The organism is Pradoshia sp. D12, from assembly GCF_008935075.1.
Lineage (GTDB): Bacteria > Bacillota > Bacilli > Bacillales > Pradoshiaceae > Pradoshia.
Genome location: NZ_CP044545.1, coordinates 2,520,489 through 2,544,127, shown reverse-complemented (window position 1 = coordinate 2,544,127; position 23,639 = coordinate 2,520,489). Strand labels below are relative to the sequence as shown.

The 23,639-nt window shown below is 40.8% G+C and carries 12 protein-coding genes; 6 read left to right on the top strand and 6 right to left on the bottom strand.

Annotation, left to right across the window (positions count from 1 at the left end; translation table 11 throughout):
* Positions 1-672 precede the first annotated feature (672 nt).
* A complete protein-coding gene (locus F7984_RS12210; protein WP_066104364.1) occupies positions 673-1,428 on the top strand; it encodes an aminoglycoside adenylyltransferase domain-containing protein in 756 nt (251 codons plus the stop codon).
* Between the two features lie 705 nt (positions 1,429-2,133).
* Entirely contained in the window at positions 2,134-11,649 is a 9,516-nt protein-coding gene (locus F7984_RS12205; RefSeq protein ID WP_192796805.1) for a DUF7507 domain-containing protein, read from the top strand.
* 285 nt (positions 11,650-11,934) lie between these two features.
* On the opposite strand, the gene F7984_RS12200 is transcribed toward F7984_RS12205, so the two are convergent.
* Positions 11,935-12,225, bottom strand: a complete 291-nt coding sequence (locus F7984_RS12200) for a hypothetical protein (RefSeq protein ID WP_066107799.1) — start codon at positions 12,223-12,225, stop codon at positions 11,935-11,937.
* A 255-nt stretch (positions 12,226-12,480) separates the two neighbouring features.
* On the opposite strand from F7984_RS12200, the gene F7984_RS12195 reads away from it, so the two are divergent.
* Together F7984_RS12195 and F7984_RS12190 are read left to right on the top strand one after the other, a co-directional pair.
* Positions 12,481-13,308, top strand: a complete 828-nt coding sequence (locus F7984_RS12195; protein WP_066107798.1) for a KPN_02809 family neutral zinc metallopeptidase — start codon at positions 12,481-12,483, stop codon at positions 13,306-13,308.
* Positions 13,309-13,421: 113 nt separating this feature from the next.
* Positions 13,422-13,859, top strand: a complete 438-nt coding sequence (locus F7984_RS12190) for a VOC family protein (RefSeq protein ID WP_066107795.1) — start codon at positions 13,422-13,424, stop codon at positions 13,857-13,859.
* Positions 13,860-14,144: 285 nt separating this feature from the next.
* On the opposite strand, the gene F7984_RS12185 is transcribed toward F7984_RS12190, so the two are convergent.
* A complete protein-coding gene (locus tag F7984_RS12185; RefSeq protein ID WP_066107792.1) occupies positions 14,145-15,320 on the bottom strand; it encodes an ROK family transcriptional regulator in 1,176 nt (391 codons plus the stop codon).
* 310 nt (positions 15,321-15,630) lie between these two features.
* On the opposite strand from F7984_RS12185, the gene F7984_RS12180 reads away from it, so the two are divergent.
* Positions 15,631-17,271 carry a hypothetical protein gene (locus tag F7984_RS12180; RefSeq protein ID WP_066107790.1) on the top strand — a complete coding sequence of 547 codons (1,641 nt, stop codon included), beginning with the start codon at positions 15,631-15,633 and terminating at the stop codon, positions 17,269-17,271.
* 500 nt (positions 17,272-17,771) lie between these two features.
* On the opposite strand, the gene rarD is transcribed toward F7984_RS12180, so the two are convergent.
* The 4 genes from rarD to F7984_RS12165 form a co-directional block, all read right to left on the bottom strand.
* The gene (gene rarD, locus F7984_RS12175; protein WP_140461686.1) at positions 17,772-18,683 is read right to left on the bottom strand and encodes an EamA family transporter RarD; all 912 of its coding nucleotides are present in this window, start codon (positions 18,681-18,683) and stop codon (positions 17,772-17,774) included.
* Between the two features lie 160 nt (positions 18,684-18,843).
* Complete coding sequence (locus F7984_RS12170; protein ID WP_225983591.1) at positions 18,844-21,075, bottom strand: metallophosphoesterase; 2,232 nt, start codon at positions 21,073-21,075, stop codon at positions 18,844-18,846.
* 33 nt (positions 21,076-21,108) lie between these two features.
* On the bottom strand, positions 21,109-21,435 hold the full coding sequence (locus F7984_RS19415; protein ID WP_225983590.1) for an AAA family ATPase: 327 nt from the start codon (positions 21,433-21,435) through the stop codon (positions 21,109-21,111).
* Complete coding sequence (locus F7984_RS12165) at positions 21,425-22,726, bottom strand: methyltransferase domain-containing protein (protein ID WP_225983728.1); 1,302 nt, start codon at positions 22,724-22,726, stop codon at positions 21,425-21,427. Before F7984_RS12165 ends, F7984_RS19415 begins: the two co-directional genes overlap by 11 nt.
* Positions 22,727-22,993: 267 nt before the next feature.
* Between F7984_RS12165 and F7984_RS12160 the strand changes: the two genes are divergently transcribed.
* Positions 22,994-23,611, top strand: coding sequence for a histidine phosphatase family protein (locus F7984_RS12160; protein WP_140461650.1), 618 nt, complete (start codon positions 22,994-22,996; stop codon positions 23,609-23,611).
* Positions 23,612-23,639 lie beyond the last annotated feature (28 nt).

Sequence of the window (23,639 nt, the reverse complement as noted above, 5' to 3'; positions counted from 1 at the left end):
TTTGTGTGGGTGGGCACAGAATGGCATCATCCGGCCATTAAGCTAAAAGATGAAGACTTGCCGGTAGCGGCATACTATTCTCGAGTTTAGCTATAAGGGCATTAGAGCAACTGAATGAAGCTGAATGCTAGATGATGAATCGAGCATGACCCTGTGTCGTTACTAGCAGGGACGTGTTTTTTTTCAATAAAGACATGGCAATATTAAAAGAAACATATGCATCTTCAAAGCTAATTCAATCATCCATTTTTTATAAATATAATGTCTTCTATATCTTATGTTTGAATCCAATCTAGCATTTTATCCGAAAGTTTAAGTTCACTCCGACAAACTATTTTGTAAAATCAAATATTAATTAAGTTAATTCCATTTTTGTTTACTAGAATGATACCTGAATGAACGTAACACCACCTCTTCCTATCGATTTTTCAATTTAATTCATAAATAGTTTGGCACTTTTGTGTCCGTAATAGACGGTTTGTGTTTTTTTGTGGCATCATTATCCAATCTTTAATGGATATTTATTTGTTTTTATACTATTGTGTAAGTATGGAAGGAAAAATTTTCATGTAAATGCGATCTAACTCGCTTTTTGATCACAGATAATGTGATAGTGTGAGCAAGATTACAAAAAATAGAGTAAGAGTAAATAATTCATTGAGGGGTGTAAGTATGATTTATTCATGGGAAACTAGCACAACCGAAATAAAAGATTATGTCTATAAGGTTTTGGAGCAAATAAAAGAAAGTCTGCAAGATAATTTTAAAGGGTTCTATGTTCATGGTTCATTAGCTATGGATGGATTTAGTCCGCAGTCCAGTGACATCGATCTCATCGTAGTGACTGAAAATCCTCTAACCTTTGAGGCTAAAAAAGAGTTAGTTAATTATTTTCTATCCAATTCCGGAAAACCATTTCCGATTGAAGTCAGTTTTTTAAACGAAGACCAACTAAGGAATTGGCAGCATCCTTGTCCGTATGATTTCCATTACAGTGAGTATTGGAGAGAAAAGTATGAAGAGGAGGCAGACTACTATCTTAATAAGGCAGACTTAAAAGATCCAGATTTAGCTGCCCATATCACGATTCTTCATAGACGCGGGATTTGCCTTGAGGGTCCACCAATTGAAGAAGTCTTTCCGCTAGTTCCCCAAAGTGATTATCTATCATCCGTAATGGAAGATTATCGTAAGTGTCTTGCTAACTTAGAGAAAGATCCAACGTATTGTGTGTTAAATATGGTCAGAGTGTATTGGTATGTAAAAGCAGGAATCATTACTTCTAAGCAAGAAGCAGGTCAGTGGGCAATTAATACACTGCCAAAAATGGTAGCTGAAACGGTACAAAAGGTGATGGATGGCACGAGGCCGGAGGAAAAGGAACTGCAGGAATTTAGAGAGTACATTGATACTAAGTTGACACAGTAAGTTAATTAATGCTGTCTTATAATGTTTGTAGAGAACTGACTCATACTTGTTGTAAACTGCTAGAAATTTTCATAATGGTTAAGCTGGTTCTTATAATTGGGAGAGTTTTTAAGTACTGATGATGGATGATCATACAGGGTCAGCTCGATTCATAGAACAGTGTATTTAAAAAATCTATCAGCAGACAAAGTATAACTGTGTATTTTTAAATGAGGCTTTAAAGAAGTATAAAAAATATATAGCTCTTTTTGAAAAGCCTTTAATAAGGCTTTTTTTATTTGTCTGCATGTATAACGGAATCCGTAATGAATTAAAACTTGCAATCTATCTATAAGAGATTGATATGCCAAGTATATTTGTCAATAATTTGTAAAATTTTCATCAAGACTTAAAAAAACATAACCACCTAACTAGCTCTTCGACACTATGTTTTCCGCATGTTTCATTAGCTTAATCCTATATCTCTAATTTGTATATTAATATAACTATTGTCAATAATTACATTAGTTTAAATTGTTCAAAAATTGATAATATAGTAGTGTAATTAGTTTATTAGAATATTTATTATTTTTTTAATATTATTCTAGTAAATAATATAAATGAAGGGAGATGTTTTACGAAATTAATTAAATATAGCTTTAAAAGCTGCTCCAAAAACTTCATAAGGGTGTGTGAATCATGAGATCGACTCGGAGTAGGTACTACATGAAAAAACGCACGAGAAAAAGAGTATTCTCAATTTTGACGTTGCTTTTTCTTCTTGTGCAAACGATTTTAACTCCGGTAGCTCAGTATGTTAGTGCTGACAGTACAACAGTTGGATTAAGCTTTAACGATTCATCTGTACTTGAAGGTGATATACTGACAGCCACGCTTACTGACAGCGGAGAAGATTCTGGTCCATTAACGTTTTCTGTACCATCTGGTTTGAGTATTAAGGAGATTACCGAAGGCCAAGGCAATATCGATATCAGTAATAAAGGTACTCAATCCTTAAATTTTAGTTGGAAGGAAGACAGCAATCAAGTTGTGAAAGTGCAGGTATCAGCTGATAAAGCAGATAACTACATTCCACAACTAACTTCTCAGAATGGAGGTGCTCAAGCTGCTGCGATTCAGGTCACAACCCTAGAACCCGAAGTGACAACTGAAGAAGCAACAGAAGAAACATCAGAAGGTACAACTGAGGAGGAAGTAGTAGCTTCTGAAGAAAGTACAGAAGATAGTGCGGAAGCATCTGAAGAGGAACAAACAGCTACTGAAGATAGCGATAAGGAATCCTCAGAAGAACAAGCTGCCCAACAAGCGGAAGACCAAAATAAAGAAGAACAAGAAGCAGAAAATGAAAAAACTGAAATAGCTAAGCAATCAGAAGATGGACAAACAGCTATTTCTTTAGAAGCTGAATCAAAAAGTGCAGCTACTATAGCTGAAAGTAAAGGGTCAACAACTTTTAACCATATTGATATAAGATCAGCTGGATCGGTAACGTATTCTCTTGATGACGGAACACCAATTACTATTAAGATTAAAGTAACTGAAGAAATGGCCAAGGCTGTTAAAATTTATGTTGGTAATACTGAAGCTGATGCCATGAAAAAAGAAACACCATTAAATGTTTCACCAGTAGATAACGAACATGGCTTTGAGTGGCGTTATGAGGGCACATTTAATAAAAGACAGTATTATAATATTGTATTTACATTTTATTTAGACGCTGATGCAGATGGGGTAGAAGAGGAATATATATTTGAAAAAGTGTATCAGTGGACTAATACGAGTGCTAATCTTTGTCCAGATAAATCAGGCTTAGATATTGAAATTTCTGCAGCTGCTTTAGGCAATATTGTTACTATGGGTAAAATTGACCTTAGCAAAATTGTTGATGGTGTTTCTGCCAGTGATTACAAATCCTTCGATTTTATTGTGGTGAACTCTGAAAGTAAAATAATAGGGAAATCAGTTAACCTTGATCTTTCTGATCAGAAAGAGGCAAGTGAGCTCATTACATCATTACCTGCTGGAAATTATACTGTCTATGAAGCTGATCCTAGCGGTAAATACGAAGGATATGATTTTATTGGAGTAACAGCGAGTGTTAATGATAAAGACACTACTGTTACAAAAGAAGTAGATGGCACCTATGCTGGTTATTATAAGGTTGCTGACATAACTGTAGCAAAAGGTAAAACTACTAAGGTTACATTTACAAACAAGTATAAACCTTTAGGTAGTTTGAAAATTACTAAAGTTGATTCTACTAATAAGAATGTTACTTTGTCAGGTGTTAAATTTGAATTAACAAAAGAAGAAGATAAATCCTTTTCTGTTACAATGGAAACTGATGAAAAAGGTACTATTACTTTTGATAAATTAGAATATGGTACCTACACGTTGACAGAGGTAGCTACCATAGATGGTTATGTGTTACCTGAAAATCCTGTAGTTCTAAACAACATAAAAATTGATCAACCTGGTCAACTTGTTGAAAAAACAATTGAAAACACAAAGGAAAATCCAAGTCTTTCAATTGAAAAAACTGTAAACGAAAAAAAGGAATGGACTGCGGAAGCAGGTGAGACCGTCACCTACAAAATAGTAGTAAGAAACACAGGAAACACCGACTTGAAAGATATTGTCGTGACCGATGTATTCGAAATGGAAGGTGACTTGACATTGACGTATGTCGATGGAGAGGAAACCAAAACGTATAAGTTGGGCGACAAGTTCGATCTCGCGTATGGGGACCACATCGAGTTCACGGCGAAGTACCAAATTCCAGCGAACTATAAGGCTGGAGTGTATGATAACACCGCGACAGCGGAAGTGGACGGATTGGATCCTGTCAGCTCCACAGCGACCGTAACGGTAGCGAAGGATGCAGGAATCGCCATTAACAAAACCGTCAATGACGAAAAAGAGATCACGACGGAAGCCGGCAAGACTGTGACCTACAAAATTGTGGTGAGAAACACAGGAAACACCGACTTGAAAGATGTTGTCTTGACTGATGTGTTTGAAATGAAAGGTGACTTGACATTGACGTATGTCGATGGAGAGGAAACCAAAACGTATAAGTTGGGCGACAAGTTCGATCTCGCGTATGGGGACCACATCGAGTTCACGGCGGCATATGAAATCCCAGCGAACTATAAGGCTGGAGTGTATGATAACACCGCGACAGCGGAAGTGGACGGATTGGACCCTGTCAGCTCCAAAGCGACCGTAACGGTAGCGGAGGATGAAGGATTAACGATTGACAAAACCGTCAATGGAGAAAAAGAGATCACGACGGAAGCCGGCAAGACTGTGACCTACAAAATTGTGGTGAGAAACACAGGAAACACCGACTTGAAAGATGTTGTCTTGACTGATGTGTTTGAAATGAAAGGCGACTTGACATTGACGTATGTCGATGGAGAGGAAACCAAAACGTATAAGTTGGGCGACAAGTTCGATCTCGCGTATGGGGACCACATCGAGTTCACGGCGGCATATGAAATCCCAGCGAACTATAAGGCTGGAGTGTATGATAACACCGCGACAGCGGAAGTGGACGGATTGGACCCTGTCAGCTCCAAAGCGACCGTAACGGTAGCGGAGGATGAAGGATTAACGATTGACAAAACCGTCAATGGAGAAAAAGAGATCACGACGGAAGCCGGCAAGACTGTGACCTACAAAATTGTGGTGAGAAACACAGGAAACACCGACTTGAAAGATGTTGTCTTGACCGATGTGTTTGAAATGAAAGGCGACTTGACATTGACGTATGTCGATGGAGAGGAAAGCAAAACATACACGTTGGGAGACAAGTTTGATCTCGCGTATGGGGACCACATCGAGTTCACGGCGAAGTACCAAATTCCAGCGAACTATAAGGCTGGAGTGTATGATAACACCGCGACAGCGGAAGTGGACGGATTGGATCCTGTCAGCTCCACAGCGACCGTAACGGTAGCGAAGGATGCAGGAATCGCCATTAACAAAACCGTCAATGACGAAAAAGAGATCACGACGGAAGCCGGTAAGACCGTGACTTACAAAATAGTAGTAAGAAACACAGGAAACACCGACTTGAAAGATATTGTCGTGACCGATGTATTCGAAATGGAAGGTGACTTGACATTGACGTATGTCGATGGAGAGGAAACCAAAACGTATAAGCTGGGCGACAAGTTCGATCTCGCGTATGGGGACCACATCGAGTTCACGGCGAAGTACCAAATTCCAGCGAACTATAAGGCTGGAGTGTATGATAACACCGCGACAGCGGAAGTGGACGGATTGGATCCTGTCAGCTCCACAGCGACCGTAACGGTAGCGGAGGATGAAGGATTAACGATTGACAAAACCGTCAATGGAGAAAAAGAGATCACGACGGAAGCCGGCAAGACTGTGACCTACAAAATTGTGGTGAGAAACACAGGAAACACCGACTTGAAAGATGTTGTCTTGACTGATGTGTTTGAAATGAAAGGCGACTTGACATTGACGTATGTCGATGGAGAGGAAACCAAAACGTATAAGTTGGGCGACAAGTTTGATCTCGCGTATGGGGACCACATCGAGTTCACGGCGGCATATGAAATCCCAGCGAACTATAAGGCTGGAGTGTATGATAACACCGCGACAGCGGAAGTGGACGGATTGGACCCTGTCAGCTCCAAAGCGACCGTAACGGTAGCGGAGGATGAAGGATTAACGATTGACAAAACCGTCAATGGAGAAAAAGAGATCACGACGGAAGCCGGCAAGACTGTGACCTACAAAATTGTGGTGAGAAACACAGGAAACACCGACTTGAAAGATGTTGTCTTGACTGATGTGTTTGAAATGGAAGGTGACTTGACATTGACGTATGTCGATGGCGAGGAAACGAAAGAATACACGTTGGGAGACAAGTTTGATCTTGCGTATGGTGACCACATCGAGTTCACGGCGAAGTACCAAATTCCAACGAACTATAAGGCTGGAGTGTATGATAACACCGCGACAGCGGAAGTGGACGGATTGGACCCTGTCAGCTCCAAAGCGACCGTAACGGTAGCGGAGGATGCCGGAATCAGCGTTGACAAGACCGTCAATGACCAAAAAGAGATTACGACAGAAGCCGGCAAGACTGTGACCTACAAAATTGTGGTGAGAAACACAGGAAACACCGACTTGAAAGGTGTCCAATTGACCGATGTATTCGAAATGGAAGGAGACTTGACATTGACGTATGTCGATGGCGAGGAAACGAAAGAATACACATTGGGAGACGAATTTGATCTCGCATACGGTGACCACATTGAGTTCACGGCGAAGTACCAAATTCCAACGAACTATAAGGCTGGAGTGTATGATAACACCGCGACAGCGGAAGTGGACGGATTGGACCCTGTCAGCTCCAAAGCGACCGTAACGGTAGCGGAGGATGCCGGAATCAGCGTTGACAAGACCGTCAATGACCAAAAAGAGATTACGACAGAAGCCGGCAAGACTGTGACCTACAAAATTGTGGTGAGAAACACAGGAAACACCGACTTGAAAGGTGTCCAATTGACCGATGTATTCGAAATGGAAGGAGACTTGACATTGACGTATGTCGATGGCGAGGAAACGAAAGAATACACATTGGGAGACGAATTTGATCTCGCATACGGTGACCACATTGAGTTCACGGCGAAGTACCAAATTCCAACGAACTATAAGGCTGGAGTGTATGATAACACCGCGACAGCGAGGGTGGATGGATTGGACCCTGTCAGCTCCACAGCGACCGTAACGGTAGCGAAGGATGCAGGAATCGCCATTAACAAAACCGTCAATGACGAAAAAGAGATCACGACGGAAGCCGGTAAGACCGTGACTTACAAAATAGTAGTAAGAAACACAGGAAACACCGACTTGAAAGATATTGTCGTGACCGATGTATTCGAAATGGAAGGTGACTTGACATTGACGTATGTCGATGGAGAGGAAACCAAAACGTATAAGCTGGGCGACAAGTTCGATCTCGCGTATGGGGACCACATCGAGTTCACGGCGAAGTACCAAATTCCAGCGAACTATAAGGCTGGAGTGTATGATAACACCGCGACAGCGGAAGTGGACGGATTGGATCCTGTCAGCTCCACAGCGACCGTAAAGGTAGCGAAGGATGCAGGAATCGCCATTAACAAAACCGTCAATGACGAAAAAGAGATCACGACGGAAGCCGGCAAGACTGTGACCTACAAAATTGTGGTGAGAAACACAGGAAACACCAACTTGAAAGATGTTGTCTTGACTGATGTGTTTGAAATGAAAGGCGACTTGACATTGACGTATGTCGATGGAGAGGAAACCAAAACGTATAAGTTGGGCGACAAGTTTGATCTCGCGTATGGGGACCACATCGAGTTCACGGCGGCATATGAAATCCCAGCGAACTATAAGGCTGGAGTGTATGATAACACCGCGACAGCGGAAGTGGACGGATTGGACCCTGTCAGCTCCAAAGCGACCGTAACGGTAGCGGAGGATGAAGGATTAACGATTGACAAAACCGTCAATGGAGAAAAAGAGATCACGACGGAAGCCGGCAAGACTGTGACCTACAAAATTGTGGTGAGAAACACAGGAAACACCGACTTGAAAGATGTTGTCTTGACTGATGTGTTTGAAATGGAAGGTGACTTGACATTGACGTATGTCGATGGCGAGGAAACGAAAGAATACACGTTGGGAGACAAGTTTGATCTTGCGTATGGGGACCACATCGAGTTCACGGCGAAGTACCAAATTCCAACGAACTATAAGGCTGGAGTGTATGATAACACCGCGACAGCGAGGGTGGACGGATTGGACCCTGTCAGCTCCAAAGCGACCGTAACGGTAGCGGAGGATGCCGGAATCAGCGTTGACAAGACCGTCAATGACCAAAAAGAGATTACGACAGAAGCCGGCAAGGCTGTGACCTACAAAATTGTGGTGAGAAACACAGGAAACACCGACTTGAAAGATGTTGTCGTGACCGATGTATTCGAAATGGAAGGTGACTTGACATTGACGTATGTCGATGGCGAGGAAACGAAAGAATACACATTGGGAGACGAATTTGATCTCGCATACGGTGACCACATTGAGTTCACGGCGAAGTACCAAATTCCAACGAACTATAAGGCTGGAGTGTATGATAACACCGCGACAGCGAGGGTGGATGGATTGGACCCTGTCAGCTCCACAGCGACCGTAACGGTAGCGAAGGATGCAGGAATCGCCATTAACAAAACCGTCAATGACGAAAAAGAGATCACGACGGAAGCCGGTAAGACCGTGACTTACAAAATAGTAGTAAGAAACACAGGAAACACCGACTTGAAAGATATTGTCGTGACCGATGTATTCGAAATGGAAGGTGACTTGACATTGACGTATGTCGATGGAGAGGAAACCAAAACGTATAAGCTGGGCGACAAGTTCGATCTCGCGTATGGGGACCACATCGAGTTCACGGCGAAGTACCAAATTCCAGCGAACTATAAGGCTGGAGTGTATGATAACACCGCGACAGCGGAAGTGGACGGATTGGATCCTGTCAGCTCCACAGCGACCGTAAAGGTAGCGAAGGATGCAGGAATCGCCATTAACAAAACCGTCAATGACGAAAAAGAGATCACGACGGAAGCCGGCAAGACTGTGACCTACAAAATTGTGGTGAGAAACACAGGAAACACCAACTTGAAAGATGTTGTCTTGACTGATGTGTTTGAAATGAAAGGCGACTTGACATTGACGTATGTCGATGGAGAGGAAACCAAAACGTATAAGTTGGGCGACAAGTTCGATCTCGCGTATGGGGACCACATCGAGTTCACGGCGGCATATGAAATCCCAGCGAACTATAAGGCTGGAGTGTATGATAACACCGCGACAGCGGAAGTGGACGGATTGGACCCTGTCAGCTCCAAAGCGACCGTAACGGTAGCGGAGGATGAAGGATTAACGATTGACAAAACCGTCAATGGAGAAAAAGAGATCACGACGGAAGCCGGCAAGACTGTGACCTACAAAATTGTGGTGAGAAACACAGGAAACACCGACTTGAAAGATGTTGTCTTGACTGATGTGTTTGAAATGGAAGGTGACTTGACATTGACGTATGTCGATGGCGAGGAAACGAAAGAATACACATTGGGAGACGAATTTGATCTCGCATACGGTGACCACATTGAGTTCACGGCGAAGTACCAAATTCCAACGAACTATAAGGCTGGAGTGTATGATAACACCGCGACAGCGAGGGTGGACGGATTGGACCCTGTCAGCTCCAAAGCGACCGTAACGGTAGCGGAGGATGCCGGAATCAGCGTTGACAAGACCGTCAATGACCAAAAAGAGATTACGACAGAAGCCGGCAAGACTGTGACCTACAAAATTGTGGTGAGAAACACAGGAAACACCGACTTGAAAGGTGTCCAATTGACCGATGTATTCGAAATGGAAGGAGACTTGACATTGACGTATGTCGATGGCGAGGAAACGAAAGAATACACATTGGGAGACGAATTTGATCTCGCATACGGTGACCACATTGAGTTCACGGCGAAGTACCAAATTCCAACGAACTATAAGGCTGGAGTGTATGATAACACCGCGACAGCGAGGGTGGATGGATTGGACCCTGTCAGCTCCAAAGCGACCGTAACGGTAGCGGAGGATGCTGGAATCAGCGTTGACAAAACCGTCAATGGCGAAAAAGAAGTCACAGTGAAAGCTGGAGATGAAGTAACCTATAAAATCACCGTGAAAAATACCGGTAATACGGATTTGGAAGGTGTAACATTAACTGATGAGTTCAGTATGGGTGAGATCGAGTTGACGTACCAAGTGGGAGAAGAGACAAAAATCTATGCCGGTGAAGAGTTTAACATCGCGCATCAAGATGAAGTCATCTTAACGGCGACTCATACAATTGACAAGGTTATTAAAGCAGGAACGTATCCGAACGTGGTAACTGTGACAGCCGGGGATCTAACTGAAGATTCTCAAGCAGACGTAACAGTGAAGGAAGACCCAGGCTTCTCAGTAGACAAGACCGTCAATGGCGAAAAAGAAGTCACAGCGAAAGCTGGAGATGAAGTCACCTATAAAATCACCGTGAAAAATACCGGTAATACGGATTTGGAAGGTGTAACATTAACTGATGAGTTCAGTATGGGTGAGATCGAGTTGACGTACCAAGTGGGAGAAGAGACAAAAATATATGCCGGTGAAGAGTTTAACATCGCGCATCAAGATGAAGTCATCTTCACAGCGACTCATACGATTGACAAGGATATTAAAGCAGGAACGTATCCGAACGTGGCAACTGTGACAGCTGGAGGTCTAACAGAAGATTCTCAAGCAGATGTTGTGATTGAAGCAAAACCTAGCCTTGAAGTATCCAAAACAGCAGAAAAGTCTCAATACAAACCAGGTGACACTGTAAAATATACAATTACTGTTAAGAACAATGGTAATGTTGATTTGCCAGGTATTACTCTTAAGGGAATCTTCAGTAAAAATGGAGATGACAGTATTGAACAATTGAAACTTGAAGGCTACACAGGTCCAATTGATCTTAGAGTTGGTGAAAGTGCTACATTCACAGCTACCTATGTCATTCCAGAAACAGACCTTGCGGATACAGTATACAAAAATGTGATAATTGCAACTGTAAAAGGTGTGGACATGGATCCAATTATTGATGAAGCAATTATCACAGTTGATCCAACTTACGCTCTTGAAGTGGATAAAACCGCTGATAAAGAAGAGGTTAAAGTTGGGGAAACGATCACTTACACAATCAATGTAACCAACACAGGCAATAAAGCCTTGACTGATGTGAAGGTAGTCGACGAAATGGTTGGTCTTGATACTGTCATCGAGAAACTTGAAGTTGGCAAAACTAAAACATTTACAGTCAAACATGTGGCTACTACTGAAAACGTAGGAGAATTAACGAACGTTGCGGTAGCAAAAGTGGTTATCGATGGCAAGGAAATAGTTGAGGAAGGTTCTGTAACAGTTACAGTATCTGAAGAGGATGCTGCAGTTGTTACACCAGATCCTAAAGAACCAACTATTATTGAAGTAGTACAAAACTTCATTGAAAATCCTAAAACTGGCCAATCTACATTAAATATTCTGTTGGTTTTAGGTGTATTCCTTATCGCTGGTAGCGGCTTGTATGTTTGGAAAAGAAAACACTAAGCTTTCAGAATAAGCGAATACTAATTAATAGAAAACCAGCTTGGGTGGATTAATTCCCTCAAGCTGGTTTTTCTTATTTTATGAATGTTGTATTAATGGTAATCCACTCTAAGACGATTTTATATAAAAATTGACTTTATAATAATGATTCCAGCTTACTAATCCTTGTCCTGCTTAGGTAGATAATATCTCTATTAAATTTAGAAGGTAATATAATTTCTATTTATGATAGTAGATTGTTTAGTAGAGGTGTAAATCTTAAGATGTGAGATTAGTAAGCCGGGGTTAGTGTGTATTAAGATTTCTTAAGTCTGTCATAAAATCTTCGTAAAGTTCTTTTTGGCCCAAAGACTTGGCCAGGTTCATAAGGTCTAAGTAGTCGTCCGTTTCTAGGGCTGTTTCGTCTAAGCTGTGGAGATAATCGTACCGAAATGTTCTTTTCCTTAGGTTATAAACTGGTTTTCTGAAATAGACAGTAGCTGTTTGCCTGGTATTGTCAATTTGGGCAATGACCCCTTCTACCTTTTCGCCTTTTTCCATAATAAATACGGGATTACCAACCTTGAATGTTTTCATCTTTAAACATCCTTTATCATTGATTTTTATACTTCTTTATATAAAATATATACCCTTTGCTGTAAATTAGTACTCAATTTAATAATTTTCAAAGAAAATAATAAAATATTACTAGAAAGCATGAACAGTGTGAGAGATTTGCCCCATCTATATTACAGATATGAAATAAGCTAATCTACCAATCCGATGAATTACTTCCATTTAATTATGGGTATAAGCAATAGATAGGATTAGAGAGGATTGGGAGGGTATTGTATGAAATGGAAAGGCAGAAGGGCCAGTACAAACGTGGAAGACCGCAGAGGGATGAGCAGTAAAGGGATCATCGGCGGTGGGATTGGCGGTATTATACTATTGTTGGTGATTACGTTTCTAGGTGGAAATCCTGCTGAACTATTGAATCAGCTGGGAGGAGGAACATCTACCAATACTACAAATACTGAGTATGTTGGAACGCAGGAAGAAGAGGAACTCGCTGAATTTGTATCAGTCGTTTTAGCTGATACTGAGAAGGTTTGGACTAAGCTTTTTAAAGAAGAAGGGTTGGTATATGAAGAGCCTACTCTCGTTATCTATAATGACAGTGTTCAATCAGCCTGTGGAACGGCTGGGTCATCTGTTGGCCCATTCTATTGCCCAGGAGATCATAAGCTTTACATAGATTTAAGCTTTTATAATGAGCTGAAAAGGGAGTTTCAAGCACCGGGTGATTTTGCGATGGCCTATGTTGTCGCCCATGAAGTCGGCCACCATGTACAAACCCTATTGGAAACCGACAAAAATCAGCAGCGTACAAGCTCTAATGACTATTCAGTACGGTTTGAATTACAGGCTGATTATTTAGCCGGTGTATGGGCTCATCATGCAGAGAGTATGGATTTACTTGAGGAAGGGGATTTGGAGGAGGCTATCACAGCAGCCAGTGCTGTTGGCGATGATACAATCCAAAAAAGGGCTCAAGGGTATGTGGTTCCGGAGAGTTTTACTCATGGTTCATCTGAACAGCGGATGCGCTGGTTTAAAAAAGGATTTAATTCCGGGAATTTAGAGGATGGGGACACCTTTAATGTGAAAAATCCATAGGAAGAAAAGAAGGCCTGCCTCGCGAAGCAGGTTTTTTTGTTTTTATCTATTTTAAACAGGAAAAGAATACTCGATATCGAACTAATAGAGTAAACCATTTAGGAGGAGAAAAAATGAATCGATTAAACTTAGTGACACTAGGGACAAGGAATATCATAGAATCATATCGGTTTTATAAAGAATTGGGGTTCGACATGTCCGTGGTTGGGCCGGAATCTAGTCCGCATGTGATTTTCTTTAGAAATGAAGGGTCTCGTATTTCCTTGTATCCATTGGAGGATTTGGCACGTGATCTTGATAAGAATAATCCACCAAATTTAACTTCTGCTTTTTCGGGAATTACGCTAGGCTATAATGCGAAATCAGCCGAGGAGGTAGACCGTTTTATGGCAAAAGTGGAGCAGGTTGGCGCAAAGATTGTGAAACAGCCGGAAAAGACAGACTGGGGCGGATATGGCGGTTATTTTACAGATCCGGACGGATATTATTGGGAAGTGGCATATGGTGAGATGTGGCAATTTGATGAGTCCAACATGTTGGTTATTGAATAGAATTGGAGAATGTTAATCTACCTTTATAGGTAAAAAATGACGTTCATCAACGTATGCGGCAACATACTAGTGTTATGGATCTTACGACTTTAGTTACCTTGGAACTGATATTGCTGGCTCTACTTTACGGTGATCGCTCATACAGTTCCTTTTTTTGTGATTTTTCTTTTGACTGTATAGATACCTTTAGAATTGGATTTTGCTAGTCTAAATGTTTTGTTTCCAGTACTTCTACTTAATCATTCTTATCCACTTTGTTACGGGAGGCAATAAAAAAGGCCAACCTTATAGGTTAACCTTTGATTGTTTACAAACCAATTGGACAAAATTTTCAACTGCGAAGGCTGAGACTCCAGGAGCAGCTGAATAGATGGATAAATTGGAAAACTGAATCTGCAGCTGGGATTTAGAAGCATCCAGGGCACATTCTTTTACAACATGTTCAACTTCATTTTTCAATAAATCTTTTGCCATAGCAAGGCGGTTTCCGATAATGATTTGCTCGGGATTCAACGTGTTTGCGATGTTGGCAATACCGATTCCAAGGTACTTTGCTGTTTCGGTAAAGATTGCTTGTATCTGTTTATTGTTCTCTGCTTGTTCAATTAATTTTTCGAGCGTCCATTCTTCACTTGATGGAAGCAGGGTGGAAGCCTTTTTAATCAATGCCTTTTCAGAAGCATATAATTCCCAGCACCCTTTACTTCCGCATGAACATGGCAATCCATCATATTGAATGATCATATGGCCCATTTCACCGGCAAACCCATTAGATCCACGGTAGAGTTCACCGTTTAAGATCATTCCAACTCCTATTCCAATTCCGGCACTTATATAAACCGTATTGTTTGATGATTGTCCGGGACCTATCATTTTCTCCGCAAAGGCACCTGCATTTGCTTCATTTTCGATTATGACAGGCAGATTAAATTCGTCCTGGATTTGGTTCTTTAATTGCTTTTGCTTCCAATCTAAATTAGGAGCGAGCAGAAGTTCCCCGTCTATGTTCACCATTCCTGGAACAGCCAGCCCAATCCCAACGACCCCATATGTACTATCAGGAGCTGAAGTGAGGAGAGAACGAATTAACTCATTTATAATCTGTACAGCTTCGTCATAGTTTGGATTCATAGCTGGCTGTTTGAGTTCTTTAATGATGTTGCCATTAAGGTCTGTAAGAACGCCAAGTATGTAATTCACTCCAATATCAATACCAATCACATGAGCAGCCGAATGTTGAAAAAGAAGCATGACCGGACGCCTGCCGCCACTCGATTCCCCTGGCCCCGTTTCATAACAGATATTCGCTTCCAAAAGCTCGTTGACAAGGGTGGAGACCGTGCCCTTTGTCAGGCCGAGTTTTTGCGCTAAATCAGCTCTTGATATAGGTGCATTATCTCGAATGGACTCCAATATTTTTAGTTTATTATTGATTTTAATGGTTTGCTGATTCCACTTCATATCTATACTCCTTCTTTCTATCTCTATTGTTAGTTATACCATACTCTTTCAAAACAAAAAACATCGTTCATCCGCCTGGGAAAAGTAAGCTAAATGTAACGAAATAGATGATCAAAAAATGTGTATAGGCTTTTCAAGACTGATGTAAGTAAGATGCGGTATCTGATTATTTATAAGCCAAACAATTTCTTCAGGAGCCTCTGCTTTCTAACCAGAATGTAATTTTATAATTATTTATAATATTAAAATAATAATTATTATTATGATATAATTTTTTTATCTATTAATATATTTGGAAGAGGGGAGTTCTTTGGCTATTAAGATACCATCGATGTTGTTTTCTCTATGCTTATTGATTGTTCTTACAGGTTGTTCGGACAAGAATGGTACTTCCACTTATCGGGAGCATGAAGTGAATGATGATGCGTATATTATGTTAAAAGGTACGGACCTGTATATGAAAGAACATGAGTCTGATATCGAAAAGGTTGATTCAAATGTTAGGGAGGATACGATTCATTATCGGGATGAGCATCGCGGGCTCATGTATATAAATGGTGACGATGATTTGTACAGCTATAAAGATGGGGAGAAAAAAAGAATAGCTAAACAGGTTTCTGCCAGTAGAATACCGTATCTGCTTTCCTTTGATGAGAGCACTCTTGCCTATTTGACTGATGAAAATAATCAGTTATACGTAATCTTTGATGAGAGTAAACCTCGGAAAGTTCGTTCAGATATTGTCCAATACAGATTATCTATAGACGGTAAACGATTATTCTATATCAATGAAAATATGGACTTATATATTTTTACAAAAGATAGCGGTGAAGAAAAAATCGCTTCAAAGGTGGTTAATTTCCAGGAATCAGAGGGTGGTACCAGGTTACTCATCAGTACGGATGATGGTGAATTATACATCAGGGATTTAGAAAAGACTGAGAATGTCCATCTTCATGCAGATAGCCATGATTACGGGGGATTTCAGGTTGATGATTCTGGGCACTATTCCTATTTAGCAGATTATCAGGGTGATATAGGGGAGCTTTACAGCCTATCTGCTGAAAATGAACCAGTTCGAGTCGCTTCTGATGTTCTCGATTATGAAATGAAGGAAGATTCCTATATTTATTTAAATGGAAATCAGCAATTGCTTATGAAGCAGATGGAAGATCAGAAATCTGATTTACTCGCAGAGGGAGTTGTGGACTTCTTTATACTCAATGATGATATCTATTATTTAGATGAGACACAGGCGATGTATAAAGTAAAAGATTCAGGTGTTCCTGAGGAAATTGCCCCCAATGTGATGATGGATTCCAGCAGCCGGCTTTGCTGGTCCATTGTAGATGATAAAATTATTTATTTATCTGCTAATCATTCTTTAATTCTAGATGGAAAGAAAATAGCGGATGATGTCACCGGTTTCGTGTCATATGTGGACCATGTCGTTTACAATACCGAGGATGGCCAAATAAAATCCGTAAGTGTTCATGACACGGATGAACTACAGACATTTGACCATGCTGATTCCTATACGAGGATTTATTACGGTAATCAGCTGGTCTATAGCAAGACATTATCTCTCGCAGATATAGACGGTATTTGGGGAGTAGAGGGCACGGAAGAGGAGAAGTTGGATGGGTATGGAGAGGAATATGGTCCATACTTTTTCGAAATCATTACGGGTGCCGATCGTAATATGGGGTATCTTGTCATGTATGATGAAGAGGAAGAGCTTGTATTGGAACTGAACATAGAAGACTCCGACTCTGAATATATTACAGTGATTACAGATGTGGAGGATACATCCTTCATGTTCAAAAAAGTAAGCGAACAGGATTTAGACTTTATTTTTGATGGAGATGAATCCGACCCGCTTCCTCTTTATAAAACTACTGTGGATGAACTTGAGCAGTATTATGAACAATATCAACTTGCTTATTTTTAAGTAGAAGCATGAAAAGAGATGTTTAGATTAGTCTTTCGGGGGCTGATCGACATCTCTTTTTTGTGGTGTAAGAGAGGGGTACTTTTTCAGGAGTAATTAGTGTATAGTTTGATAGATTCGCTCAATCACTGTTATGCACGCTCAATGGGTGAAATTTTCGCTCGATTGCTTATACTTTCGCTCATAAAAATGAAATCCGCTCAATTATGGTTATAATCAGTCAATTATGCAGAAATATAGCTCAATTATCCTCATAATCCGCTCAATTATAATAGAATTCTACTCGATTGCTTGAATTCTTTGCCTCATATCGGTCTAATAGAGGGAATTACCTCTTGAAAACTGGCAAACTAGTTAGAATTCAATGAAAAAATAGCATCTGACGCATTATTTAGCCAGCAACAGAGGCACACGTTAAGCCGCTCTTACGCTACAAACGAAAAAACCTGTGGAGGAAAGCCATCTCAGTTTCCTCCACAGGTTTATTAGTACGAAAAAGATTAATTCGCTGCAGCTTTTCTGCTCTTTGCGGATCTGAACAGATTGGATGCTGTATAAATGATTAAGGCAATCCAGATAAACAGGAATGATATGCCTTGAATAAGGGTGAATGTTTCATCGTAGATCACGACAGCCATCACTAGCATGAGGGTTGGAGCTAAATACTGTAAAAATCCAATCATTGTATAACTGATTCGTTTTGTTCCTTCTGCAAACAACAATAACGGAATTGCGGTTACAATCCCCGCTCCCACAAGAACTAAATCAACTTGGGTACTGTATGATAAAAAGGAATGCTCGGCAAAGAATAACAGATAAATGAGTGCGAATGGTGCGATGATCATCGTTTCAAGTGTTAAGCCTGTCCATGGGTTGATTTGAACCATTTTCTTAATGAGCCCGTATAATCCGAAGGTCATTGCCATGCATATAGCAGGCCACGGGATTGAGCCCTGGCTCCATGTTAGAATGATCACGCCAATTGCCGCAGATAAAACAGCTATTTTTTCGCCATTGCTCAGCCTTTCCTTTAAGAAGATGGTTGCCAGTATGACATTGACGATTGGGTTAATATAATAGCCCATGCTGGCGGATAAAATATTATTGCTATTGACTGAAAAAATAAAGATAAACCAGTTGGCTGAGATTAATAGGGTTGCCAGGGTGATTGCCAACGTCAATTTAGGCTGTTTAAGGATGGTGGTGATTTCCCCAAAAACATCCTTCGACTTTCCGAAACAAAAGACGAGCAGCACCATAAACACAAAGGACCATAAAATACGGTGTGCCAGGATTTCCAAATCAGATACATCACCGGCTAATTTCCAATAGACTGGTAGGCATCCCCATAAAAAATAAGCTCCGCCGCCAGCTAAAATGCCGAGCTTTTTTTCTTTTGCTTGATTCTCCATGCTTACACTTCTTTCTACTATAACTTTCATTTATATCAACCTATTATACTGCTGAACAGTTGAAACGAAAATATTAATTGTGATAATTATCATTATTGTTTTACCTAAAGGAAGATGAACCTGTCAATCACAACAGGTTCATCTTCCTTTGTTCTGTATCTTACAGCCTTGGGTCGACCGGGTCTGATTCGAGAGAGAGAGTGCCAAGGACACATTCATGTACGCGTTGCAGAGAATCTCCGTTGACAAAGCGGCGAATGCCTTCTACTCCGAGAACAAATTCACGTAACGCCAATTTTTGTTTTTTGGAGGTGTTTCTATTTTTCAAGCGTGCTAGATTAGCAGGGGATAAATAATCCATCCCATAAATAATCGATAAATATTTTCTGCCTCTTACTTTAATAGCGGGCTGCAACAGCTTACCTCGTTCTTTAGCGATAAAAGTTTCAGGCTTGATGACAATGCCTTCATGTCCTTCCTCAGTCATTTCCCTCCACCATTCTATGACATCTTGCTCGCTCGCCTCGCTATCGATTACTTTAAATTCGGTTTCAATAAAGAATTTGGATAGAGCGGCTAATTCACGATTCATGTGCATATGCCATAGATGCGGTTGGTCAAAGAAAGTTTCCTTGCTGTGGGCTAGGACATGAAAGGGAGCAATCTGAATTTGGTGAATATCCTCGACCTCCCAGCAATAGGTTTCATATACTTTTTTGAAATTCTGCGCATTTGCCAATTTTTCAATATATTCGTTTAGCCAACTGTGGAGTTCGGAATTTGTTGATACGGCCTGTTCCAGCTTGTTTTTGAGAGAATTTCGATCCATGATGGCATTTTCAGCAACATGCGCATATTGGTTTTGGATAAGCTCCTTCGCTTTCAGATTCCACGGCATAATTTCCGCATCCAGCAAAACAAAATCTGTATTATATTTTTCGAAATAGCCATGATTGATCAAATCAGAATGTAATTCGTGAACCACTTTCTCTTCAGTGATGGAGTCAAAGAAGCGTCGGCCTCTTCGCGTATAAATAACACCAAGCGTTTCATATCCAACATAATGAAGAGCGGAGGGCAGATCCTTGAATAGTAATAAAACAGCACGGCTGCCCATATGTTTCTTTTCGGCAATCATCTTTTGAATACCATGATTGCGATAATAATCAATCGCTTCCTTTGGATGCTCTAAATAATCCGGCAGCTGAGAGGGCTTTGGAGTAGGGCTCATGGTTGGCGGAATATAAAGCAATTTCTCTATAGGGATGGTGAAATGCGAAACTGTATCAATGGCAGCCTTCACATGCTCCTTATACAATTTTACTTCACCGAACTCTTCTGTCAGGACAGAATACCCATTTATAAAGCTGCCGATATTAGGCGGATTTAATCGATTCCTTTCCCATTCCATCAAGGGGTTGTCATCGCTGTTTGAATAATCCTGCCGGGCTTTTACGCTGACGAATTTTTCCTCCGGGTAACGGAAGGCAGTAAGTTGGCCGCCAAAAACAACACCCTGATCTATATTTATCGTGTTATTGATGCGCAGGGGCTGAGGTTTCGGATCATGTCCCCATATAATGAGGGGACTGCTGTTATGATTAACAAACCAATCCTTCCGGCGCGGTTTTCCAGCTTCATCAAAGCCATCTGTATCTCCATATCGGCAAAAATCACTGATTTCCTGAGATTGTCTGCCGATATAGTCATCCTTTATCCCGGCGTGAGTACAAACCAGTACAGGTACGTCATTTTGTAAAAACACATAATGGGAAGGGGCTTCTATCAGCATCTTCTTCATCTTATTTTTAAGTAGATTCGTTTCTTCAGAGCCGTACTTGTCTTCAAATTGTTTAAACTCGTCTGCCGTCTGCTCGTCTCCATGCTTGAGGGTAACGTTTCGCCCATCCAGCCAGCGGGCGATTTTCCAGCCGTGATTGCTATCAATCATGTATGCTAATCCATGTTTAATATGACGCTCGAAAAATTGCATCGTTTTTAACGAATAGGGGCCGCGGCTCATAATATCTCCAACAGATACAAATCTTCTGCCATCGGGATGAATGTATAAGCCACTTTCCTGAGCTTGATAACCGAGCTTTTCAAGGAGTTCAATCATTTCCTCATAGCAGCCATGTATATCACCAATTAGATCAATGCCGCTGCCGACCTCCATATATAGCGGATTTTCCAGTCTGTGAAGAGTGACTTCATCTATATCCTTAATTGCATAAATTGCTCGGAAGCCTTCCTTTTTGATAAAACGTTTTTCGCTTTTGAAGGTCTGGTATTGCTGTTTAATTCGGCGTTTTCCTCTTGGCTGCTCGCGCTTTTCATCTCGTTCAAGAAGTGTTTGTTGATCCGTATCCAGTATAAGGGCAATAATCGGCAAGTGGTGCTTCCTGGCAATATCGATATATTTTTTTCAATCATCGGTCTTAAGATGAGTGGCATCAATGAAAGTTAGCTTATTTAACTGACATCTAGCTTCTATGACAGAGTACATGACCTCAAATGCTTTTTTTGAGATGGAATGATAGTGTTCCACCAGATAATCTGCTTCTGTTTTGGAGCGGTTCTTCCAATCTATAAAATCGGTATCCCCAACGATTTTTCGGAAAGCATCTGAACTAACAACCTCGGAAGGGAGGAGTGTTTGATTATTGATTAATTTGGATAACAGAGTTGTTTTACCGGAATTGGACGGACCGACTAAAAGGATAATCCCGGCACTTGGTATGTTAATGTTCATCTGATTGGCCTTCCTTTCGTTTGAAAATGCACATTTGAGTAGGTGAGCCATACAGTTCATGAATATCGCCAATCTCTTGAAACTGAAGATTATATGGCTGATTGGCCACGTTCATCCAGCACCAGTCCTCAAATTGCTGCCTCGACCATTCAAAGCGATGGTCGGAATGGCGGAAGTGTTCATGTAAGTCATATACAGCGTTGTACTCTTTATTTGGTGTTGTGATCATAAGGGTTTTTGGCCGATAATCCTCCAGGATCATTCTCATGATTTTGGGTAAACGTGTCTCATCAATATGCTCAATGACCTCGCATAAAATTATGCAATCCTTATTCTTTAGACGCTCATCATAATAAAAAAGCGAACCCCAAATCAGTGTGGGAGAAAGGAATCCTGCCTTACCTTCCACTTTTTCGAACCTTTTGATTGCCTGTAAAGTCATATGCTCAGATGGCTCGACTGCCAGGATTTCTTTAACTCCATCCAAAAATCCTAGTTTTAGAGAAAGCTTTCCCTCACCTGAACCCATGTCTACAATCGTTTCTTTATCATCAAGTTCACTGACTGTTTTCAGTATTTTTTCATAGCGAAGGGCAGCCAGAGATGGTTTGGATGGAGTTTTTTGCTCCTTATCCACCTTTTTAGGTGCTTCTGTTGTTTCATATAATTCTTTGAATCGTAATGCTCTTTGTAAAATGAATGACCTCATGGGATGATCCTCAAGCCATCCTTGTCCATAACGTTGAAGCTTTTCAACTTCCTTCTCGTCTATGAAGTAGTGCTTATAATTATCCAGCACAGGGATGAGGATAAACAGCTGTCTTAAAGCATTTTGCAGGGTTGTTAACCCATCCAGGGTGATCATTCTTGCCGATTTAGTTGGGGAGGACGTATTTTTACCATGTGTGATGGCGATTTCAAACCCCAGCGGACTAAATAAACGTTCTATTTCTTGATCAGTTAATTCTGATGAAACAGGTCCAAGGGTAAATTGAAAAGGAAAAGCATGGCTGACCCATTGTCTATATTCCTCTTTTGGCTGTCCATTCAGGGCAGTTCCGAGAGCATTTCGTATAAATGAACAGAAGATACTGCTTACGGCAAATTCACGATCATTTATATAATGTGTAATTTCATATTGATTGGATTGATGATCCAACAGCTCGATTGGATCAGGTGTGACAAATATAGTCGCTTCCACTTCTTTTTCTTCAAATCTACTATAAAAAAGACGAACTAAATGTCCTTTACTGGACCGTTCATACAGGGAGGCTGGGTTTTTAGCAAGCAGATAGGATAAGACAAGACTTGTACATGATCACCGGTCGCTTTCATAGTTAATTGCATCGTATCACCCCGGTATGGAAAATATTAAAATAATAAACTAATAATACCATTTTAAGCTATGGAGGGTCACATATTAATTCTGGTTCCAAGAGGGGTTTGGCAATGAAGGATAGAATAAATTAAGTGGAATTACTGCCAGGAAAGAATCTGCAAAACTAGCAATGAGGTTCTATACAGAATAGAGTAGCGTTGATTTAGGAGGCTGAGAAATTTGATTACACTCTATATAACTAGACATGGAGAAACAGTTTGGAATACGGAGAAAAGAATGCAGGGAAGATTAGATTCACCTTTAACAGTAAAGGGTATTCAAAATGCGATTTCACTGAGCAAAGGACTGCTGGATATTGATTTAACAGCTATTTATTCAAGCCCGAGTGGCAGAGCTGCAGATACAGCAACATATATTAAGGGTAATCGGGATATTCCGCTAGCCTTTGATGAAAATCTACAAGAGATTAATATGGGAGACTGGGAGGGAGAAAAACAAGGAGCCATTGAGGCTGCCTATCCAGACGAGTTTGATGCTTTCTGGAATAATCCCCATTTATTTAAGCCTGTAAAGGGGGAAACATTTGAAGAGGTTAAAGAACGAGCGGTGAACATATTGAATCGTATTCAGCATGAATATGAATCAGGCAATATCCTGATTGTTACTCACTCCGTTGTCATAAAATGCTTCTATTCTATTTTCAAAAACACCTCTATTGAGAGCCTATGGGATCCTCCTTTTATCCATGATACGAGTCTTACTGTTGTAAAGATAGAGGAAGATGGTTTTAACATCGTCCTAGAAGGGGATTTATCACATAGACAGATTATTATATAGGATGTCTATATCAGAAGGAGGAAATGTA